This is a genomic window from Rhizobacter sp. (assembly GCF_031412495.1).
In the GTDB taxonomy this organism is placed as follows: domain Bacteria; phylum Pseudomonadota; class Gammaproteobacteria; order Burkholderiales; family Burkholderiaceae_C; genus Schlegelella_A.
Window position 1 is genome coordinate 1 of the sequence record NZ_JANODC010000413.1, and the last position, 7,626, is coordinate 7,626.

The 7,626-nt window shown below is 72.1% G+C and carries 6 protein-coding genes and 1 pseudogene; 2 read left to right on the forward strand and 5 right to left on the reverse strand.

Going from position 1 to position 7,626, the window contains the following annotated elements; genetic code table 11:
- A partial coding sequence (locus AC30N0_RS15230) for an error-prone DNA polymerase (protein ID WP_489518750.1) occupies positions 1-2,176 on the forward strand: 2,176 nt, incomplete at its 5' end.
- A 54-nt stretch (positions 2,177-2,230) separates the two neighbouring features.
- Positions 2,231-3,085 (forward strand): 2OG-Fe(II) oxygenase, encoded by an 855-nt coding sequence (locus tag AC30N0_RS15235; RefSeq protein WP_489518751.1) that lies wholly within the window; start codon positions 2,231-2,233, stop codon positions 3,083-3,085.
- A 24-nt stretch (positions 3,086-3,109) separates the two neighbouring features.
- Here the strand turns inward: AC30N0_RS15235 and AC30N0_RS15240 are convergent, their stop codons facing one another.
- The 5 genes and pseudogenes from AC30N0_RS15240 to AC30N0_RS15260 all read right to left on the reverse strand — a co-directional run.
- Positions 3,110-3,595, reverse strand: a complete 486-nt coding sequence (locus AC30N0_RS15240) for a hypothetical protein (protein ID WP_489518752.1) — start codon at positions 3,593-3,595, stop codon at positions 3,110-3,112.
- A 106-nt stretch (positions 3,596-3,701) separates the two neighbouring features.
- Entirely contained in the window at positions 3,702-4,247 is a 546-nt protein-coding gene (locus AC30N0_RS15245) for a M23 family metallopeptidase (RefSeq protein WP_489518753.1), read from the reverse strand.
- Between the two features lie 5 nt (positions 4,248-4,252).
- Entirely contained in the window at positions 4,253-5,284 is a 1,032-nt protein-coding gene (locus tag AC30N0_RS15250; RefSeq protein WP_489518754.1) for a L,D-transpeptidase family protein, read from the reverse strand.
- 114 nt (positions 5,285-5,398) lie between these two features.
- Complete coding sequence (locus AC30N0_RS15255) at positions 5,399-7,363, reverse strand: S9 family peptidase (RefSeq protein WP_489518755.1); 1,965 nt, start codon at positions 7,361-7,363, stop codon at positions 5,399-5,401.
- Between the two features lie 7 nt (positions 7,364-7,370).
- Positions 7,371-7,626: pseudogene (locus AC30N0_RS15260) on the reverse strand (S-(hydroxymethyl)glutathione dehydrogenase); the annotation flags it as partial.

Sequence of the window (7,626 nt, forward strand, 5' to 3'; positions counted from 1 at the left end):
CGTCATCGCCGAGCTGAAGTACGAGGCCTACTTCCTCACCGTCGCCGACATCGTCGCCTGGGCCCGCTCGAAGGAGATCCTCTGCCAGGGCCGCGGCAGCGCCGCCAACTCGATCGTCTGCTACTGCCTGCACGTCACCGAGGTCGACCCGCGCCGCGCCACGCTTCTCTTCGGCCGCTTCATCAGCGTCGAGCGCAACGAGCCGCCCGACATCGACATCGACTTCGAGCACCAGCGCCGCGAGGAGGTGATCCAGTACATCTACGGCAAGTACGGCCGGCACCGCGCCGCGCTCACGGCGGTGGTCATCAGCTACCGGCCGCGCTCGGCGCTGCGCGACGTCGGCCGCGCCCTCGGCATCGACCTGCAGCGCATCGACGTCCTGTCGAAGACGCAGCACTGGTTCGACGGCCGCGGCATCGCCCCCGAGCGCCTGCGCGAGAGCGGCTTCGATCCCGGATCGCCCATCGTCGAGCTGTGGATGGAGCTGACGGCGCAGCTCATCGGCTTTCCGCGCCACCTGTCGCAGCACCCCGGCGGCTTCGTCATCGCCAGGGGCCGCATGGCCGAGCTGGTGCCGGTCGAGAACGCGAGCATGAAGGACCGCAGCGTCATCCAGTGGGACAAGGACGACCTCGACGCGCTCGGCCTGCTCAAGGTCGACATCCTCGCCATCGGCATGCTGAGCGCGATCCGCCGCTCGCTCGACTGCATCTCGGCGCGGCTCGGGCGACGCTTCGAGATGCAGGACATCCCGGACGACGACACGCCCACCTACGACATGATCTGCAAGGCCGACACGGTGGGCGTGTTCCAGATCGAGAGCCGGGCGCAGATGAGCATGCTGCCGCGCCTGAAGCCGCGCCGCTACTACGACCTGGTGGTCGAGGTCGCGATCGTGCGGCCGGGGCCGATCCAGGGCGGCATGGTCCACCCGTATCTCAGGAATCGCACGCTGCCCGACAGCGAGATCGACTGCCCGGAGGAGCTCAAGCCGGCGCTGCTGCGGACCAAGGGCGTGCCGATCTTCCAGGAGCAGGTGATGCAGATCGCCATGCTCGCCGCCGACTTCAGCGCCGGCGAGGCCGATGCCCTCCGCCGGGCCATGGCGGCGTGGAAGCGGCGCGGCGGCCTGTCGCCCTTCCACAAGCGGCTGGTCGGCCGGATGGTCGAGAAGGGCTACACGCTCGAGTACGCCGAGCGCATCTTCAAGCAGATCCAGGGCTTCGGCGAATACGGCTTCCCCGAGAGCCACGCCGCCGGCTTCGCCCTGCTCGCGTACGTGAGCAGCTGGATCAAGTGCCACCACCCCGACGCCTTCCTCTGCGGCCTGCTCAATGCGCAGCCGATGGGCTTCTACGCGCCAGCGCAGCTGGTGCGCGACGCGCGCGATCACGGCGTCGAGGTGCGGCCGGTCGACGTGCGCATCAGCGGCTGGGAGAGCGCGCTCGAGGAGGGCGCCGTGCGCCTCGGCCTCGACCGCGTCAAGGGCCTCGCCAAGGACGCCGGCGAGCGCATCGTCGCCGTCCGTGCCGGGGCGCCGCTCACGACGGTGGAGGACCTCGCGCAGCGGGCCCGCCTCGACGCGCACGCGCTCGCCGTGCTGGCCGAGGCCGATGCGCTGCACGGGCTCGCCGGCCATCGGCACCAGGCGGCGTGGGCGGTGGCCGGCATCGACACGCGGCCGACCGAGATGCTGCGCGCCACGCGCCTCGACGAAGCGCCGGTCGTCCTCGATGCGCCGAGCGAGGGCCAGGAGACGCTCGCCGACTACCGCGCCCTCGGCCTCAGCCTGAAGCGGCATCCGCTCGCCCTGCTGCGGCCGCATCTCGCCGCGCTCAAGGTGGAAACCGCGGCGCGCCTGCGCAGCTTCCCGAACGGCCGGCTGGCGCGCGCCAGCGGCCTGGTCACGCACCGGCAGCGCCCGGAGACGGCCAAGGGCACGGTCTTCGTCACCATCGAGGACGAGACCGGCGCCGTCAACGTCATCGTCTGGGCCCGCGTCGCCGAGACGCAGCGAAAGCCCCTGCTCGGCTCAACGCTGCTCACCGTCTACGGCCAGTGGCAACGCCAGGGCGAAGGCGACGAAGCGGTGATGCACCTCGTCGCTTCCCGCCTCGTCGATCACACGCCGCTGCTGAGCGGGCTGGTCAGCCGCAGCCGCGACTTCCGCTGAGCACAGGGACAGCCGCGACGACGATGGCCTTTCCTGCTCCGGCAGAATCGATCCATGAGTGCCCAGCCGATCACTTCCGACCTGCGCAGCTGGATCGTCGCGCAGGCGGCGGCCGGCCATTCCGCCGAGTCCGTGCTCGATGCGATGAAGGCCAGCGGCTGGGACGAGGACGTCGCCATCGCGGCCATGGAATCGACCCTCAGCCAGCACCTGCAGAGCCCCGCCGCCGGCGGCCCGAGGGGCGAGGCGCTGCGGCCGGTGCCGGGCGCCTCGATCACCGCCGGCGTTCCCGTGTGCCGCGCCGTCGATCGCGAGGTGAAGGTGCTGATGGCACTGGCGCTGCCCCGCGTCGTCGTCTTCGGCGACCTGCTCTCGGCCGACGAGTGCGCCGAGCTGATCGAGCTGGCGCGCGCGCGCCTGGTCCGCTCGGAGACGGTCGAGACGAAGACCGGGTCGAGTGCCGTCAACGAGGCGCGCACGAGCGAAGGCATGTTCTTCGACCCGGCCGAGTTCCCGGTCTGCGCGCGCCTCGAGTCGCGCATCGCGACGCTGCTCGACTGGCCGCTCGAGAACGGCGAGGGCCTGCAGATCCTGCGCTACGGCCCCGGGGCCGAGTACAGGCCGCACTACGACTTCTTCGACCCGGCCGAGCCGGGCACGCCGACGATCCTCAAGCGCGGCGGCCAGCGCGTCGCGTCGCTCGTCTGCTACCTGAACACGCCCGAGGCGGGCGGCGCGACCGTGTTCCCTGATGCCGGCCTCGAGGTCGCGCCGGTGCGCGGCAACGCCGTCTTCTTCAGCTACGACCGCCCCGACCCGGCGACGCGCACGCTGCACGGCGGCGCGCCTGTGACCGCCGGCGAGAAGTGGGTGGCGACGAAGTGGATGCGGGAGGGCCGATTCGAGTAGGCCCGCGGCGCCCCGGGCCCGGCCTCACGCGCGGGCGCTGTGCGAATGCCCGAACGGGCGCGTGCGCGAGATCCGGCCGTTCTTCCGCTCGTCCCAGGTCTGCGGCCCCTCGAGGCGCCAGTTGCCGATCGAGCCGGCCATCTCGTCGCTCGCCAGGCGGCGGAATGCCTGCCCCTTGCCTTCGCCACGCCAGGCGCCCAAACGCAGCCGCCAGGGGAATGCGGCGCCTGCCACGGGAACCCAGTAGACGCAGGCCTTCTCGCGCCAGAATGCCTGCCGCTCGAAATTCACCCGGCCGGCGAAGCCGGTGTGCGCATCGAACAGCGCGAAGCCCTCGTCGCCGGCCATCTGCACCACGCTCTGGACGATGTCGCCCGGCGAATCGCCGTTGCCGCTGTAGAGGAGGCAGACCCGCTCGATGCGGTCGGCAGGCAGGCGATCGACCGCGATCTCGTCGCGAAAGACGACGATGTCGTTCTGCTGCCAGAGAGTGCGCCAGGTGCTTTTCATCGGCCGATCTTAAGAGTCGACCCGGGCGTGCCGTTCGTCGGCCGGCGAGCAATCTGTGACAAATGGAAACATTCCATCGCGGGGCCCGGCCGGGCGGGTCACGGGCTCAGAAAAACGCGGGATAGGGGTTGACGGCCTCGCCTTTCCACCACTGCCGCTCCGGCCCGAGGCGGAACACGGCGAAATGCAGGTGCGGCGCGTTCCTGGCCGCGTTGCCCGTGCTGCCGACGTAGCCGATGAGGTCGCCGCGGCGCACGGCCATGCCCTCGCGGACGCCCGCGGCGTAGCGCTCGAGATGGGCGTAGTAGTAGCTGAAGCGGCGGCTCGGGTCGAACTGGTAGATCGTGAAGCCGCCGCGCACGCTGGTGAACAGCTTGACCACGGTCCCGTCGTCGACCGCGTGCACCGGCGTCCCGGCGGGCGCGGCGATGTCGATGGCTTCGTGCCGGCCGCCGCCGCGGCGCTCGTCGAAGCTGTCGCGCAATTGCGCGCGGGACACGCCGGCCACCGGGACCTGCAGCAAGGGCACGGCGGGTGGTGATGGCCGCGGCATCACAGCGGCCACCGAGGCCACGGCAAGCGCGAGCACGAGGGCTGCGCCGGCGCCGCGGCGCGCGAGCGTCCTCCGCTTCGTGGCCGGTCTCGACGCCACCGCGTCTACTCGCGCACGTCGACCACGAAGCCGGCCTTGGCCAGGGTCGTCAGCCGCCGCGCGTCCCAGTTGGTCATGTGGATGCAGCCGTTGGTCTCCTCGCGGCCGAGCCGCTGCGGGCTCGGCGTGCCGTGGATGCCCCAGTGCGGCTTGGTCAGGCCGATCCAGACGTTGCCGACCGGGTTGTTCGGGCCGGGCGCGATCTCGGTCTTCGAGGTCCCCGGCTTGGCACTCTTCAGCAGCGCCGGGTCGTACGTGAAGGACGGGTTCTTCACCTCGTTGACGATCTTCATGCGGCCGACCGGCAGCGGGTCGCGCGGCCCGCCGATGCTGATCGGAAAGCCGGCGACGATGGCGTTGTCGGCGCTGCGCACGCGCAGGATCCTCTCGGACTTGTCGATCTCGATCGAGGCCGCCCTGGCCGGCGCGGCGCTGCCCGGGCCGACGTCGGCGACCACGATCTCGCGCCCGGCCGCGAAGGTCGCGCCCGGGTTCAGCTCGCGCAGCAGCTTCTCGCTCATGTGGAAGCGCTCGGCGAGCGCCTCCTGCAGCGACTCGTAGCCGAGCGCCTTCATCTTCGCCCGCTCCATCATGTCGGCGGGAACCTTCGCGAAAGGTCCGGCGGCGTCGGCGTCGCTGATGGCGTGGACGGCGAACGGCGCCGCCGCACCTGCGCCGAGCGCGGCCCAGGTGCGCGCATCGACCTTGCCGCTCACGTCGAGGCCGCGTGCCGACTGGAAGGCGGCGACGACGCGGCGCATGTTGGTGCTGAAGCGGCCGTCGATCTCGCCCGGCGAGAACCAGGCGCGGTCGAGCAGGATCTGCGCCCTCGTCACCGCCGACCCATTCGAGCCGCTGGCGAGCACCGGCGTCTGCGTGGCCGCGTTGAGGCGCTCGACGGCCTGGCGCGCATCGACCGTGACGGCCGTCTTCGCGCCGGTGCGCGGCGTGGCTCCCGGCGCGGTCGCGGCACGGGCGCCGGTGGCTGCGGCGCAGAGGAGCAGGGTGACGAGTAGGACGCGGCGGGGCAGGGACATGTCGGGGCAGGGCAGCGGAGGCACCGCGAGGATGGGGCCGGCCCAGCGGCTGCCTTGTAGGCCGGCACCGGCGCCGCGCGCCGGTCGACGGCCCGCGGACCGTCTCTTCGCGGCTCAGGTCGGCGGCAGGTTCTCGATCGCCACCGGCTCGATGGCGTCGGCCGGCGCGAAGCCGAAGACGCGGCCGTAGAACGCCAGCTCCGCCTCGAGGGCGCGCCGGATGTTGCCGGCCTGGCGAAAGCCGTGCTGCTCGCCCGCGAACAGCAGGTAGGCGACCGGCAGTCCCTTGGCCCGCACCGCCTCGAACATCGCTTCGGCCTGGCTCGGCGGCACGGCCTTGTCTTCGGCGCCCTGGAGCAGGATCAGCGCGCTCGACATCCGCTCGGGGTAGTGCACCGGCGAGCGTGCGCGGTAGAGGTCGGCCCGTTCGGGGTACGGCCCGACCAGCGACTCGAGGTAGCGCGACTCGAACTTGTGCGTGTCGCGGGCGAGTGCCTCGAGGTCGCTGATGCCGTAGTGGCTCGCGCCGGCCTTGAAGAAGCTGCGGAACGTGAGCGCTGCCAGGGTCGTGAAGCCGCCCGCGCTGGCGCCGCGGATCGCCACCCGATCGGCGTCGACCTCGCCGCGCTCGACGAGGAAGCGCGCGGCGGCGACGACGTCGTCGACGTCGACCACGCCCCACTGGCCGTCGAGCTGCTCGCGGTAGGCGCGGCCGTAGCCGCTGCTGCCGCCGTAGTTGACGTCGACGACGGCGAAGCCGCGCGTGGTCCAGAACTGGCGGCCGAGCGCGAAGGCCGGATTCGTCGCTCCGGTCGGGCCGCCGTGGCTGACGACGAGCAGGGGCGGCCGCGCGCCGGCCGGGCCGGTGCAGGCCGCGTTCGTTGGCGCGTAGAAGAAGGCGTGCGCGATGCGGCCGTCCGTGGAGGGGAAGCCGATCGGCCGGGCGATCGACACGTCGGCCGCATCGAGCGCGATGTCGCTGGAGCGGCGCAGCACCCGCGCCTGCAGGCTGTCGAGATCGAGCCGGACCACGGCCTCGACCTCTGTCTCCGTGGCGCCGAAGAAGGCCACCCAGCCGGCACCGACGTGGACGTCGCGAATCGAGCAGAACGGCGTGGCGAGCGCCTCGAACGCGCCCGTTGCCGGGTCGAGGCGGGCCAGGTGCGAGCGGCCGTGCTGCTCGTAGGCGCAGACGATGCGGCCGTCGCCTTCGAAGCCGTACATCGACAGGCCGAAGGCCCACTGCGGCTGGCCGAACTCGGCCGGCATCGGATGCAGGGCCTCGGCCTCGCCGCCGCGCAGCCGCCACAGATTCCACCAGCCGCTGCGGTCGGACACGAAGTGCAGCTCGCCTGCGGGCGACCACTCGGGCTGGAAGATCGATTCGCCGGCGCTGCCGGCGACGTGCTGCGCGGCGCCCGGCTGGCCGGCCGCATCGAGGTCGGCGAGCCAGAGCTCGCTGCCTTGCCACGGCATGCGCGGGTGGTCCCAGCTCAGCCAGGCGAGCCGGCGGCCGTCGGGGGACAGCCTCGGGCTCGAGAAGAAGTCGTGGCCGCTCGCGAGCACGGATTCGGCACCCGAGGCGAGGTCGACCGCGACGAGGGTGTTCACCGGCTCGGGGTTCGCCCCACCCGGCGCCGCGTGCGTCTCCCGGATGGCGATCAGGCGCCCGCGCGCTGCATCGACGACGGCATCAGCGAAGCGGCTCGTCCCCGGCGCCGTGACCGGGCGCGGCGCTTCGCCGCGTCGCGCCCGGTACACGCGCTGGTCCTTGTCGTGGCTGAAGAAGAGCTCGCCGTCTGCAGCGACGACGTACGCGCCGCCGCCGTACTCGTGCACCCGGGTCCGGGCGTCGAAGGGCGCCGGGTGGCGGTCATCGCAAGCGCCGCCGGGACGGCAATCGACGACGACGTTGCGCCCGCTCTCGACCGGCCGCCCTTCGCTCCAGAAGATCGACTCGCCGCGCACGGCGAGCTGGCCGAAGCGGAGCATCGCGGCGGCGAGCCGCTCGGCGCCGAGAGGCGAGGCCCAGCCTCCGAACGGCGCCTCGCGCCGGCCCGACGTGGCGCTGCCCGACACGGCCGGGTCAGTACACGACGACGGAGCGGATCGACTCGCCGCTCTTCATCAAATTGAAGCCGCGGTTGATGTCCTCGAGCTTCAGCCGGTGCGTGATGAGCTCGTCGATGCGGACCTTGCCCTCCATGTACCAGTCGACGATCTTCGGCACGTCGGTGCGGCCTCGCGCGCCGCCGAAGGCCGAACCCTTCCACTGCCGGCCGGTGACGAGCTGGAACGGCCGGGTCGAGATCTCCGCCCCGGCCGGCGCCACGCCGATGATG

Coding starts and splice junctions, on each gene's coding strand:
- AC30N0_RS15250 (WP_489518754.1), bottom strand. CDS start 5,284: ATGTCCCTGCCCCGCCGCGTCCTACTCGTCACCCTGCTCCTCTGCGCC.
- AC30N0_RS15235 (WP_489518751.1), top strand. CDS start 2,231: ATGAGTGCCCAGCCGATCACTTCCGACCTGCGCAGCTGGATCGTCGCG.
- AC30N0_RS15240 (WP_489518752.1), bottom strand. CDS start 3,595: ATGAAAAGCACCTGGCGCACTCTCTGGCAGCAGAACGACATCGTCGTC.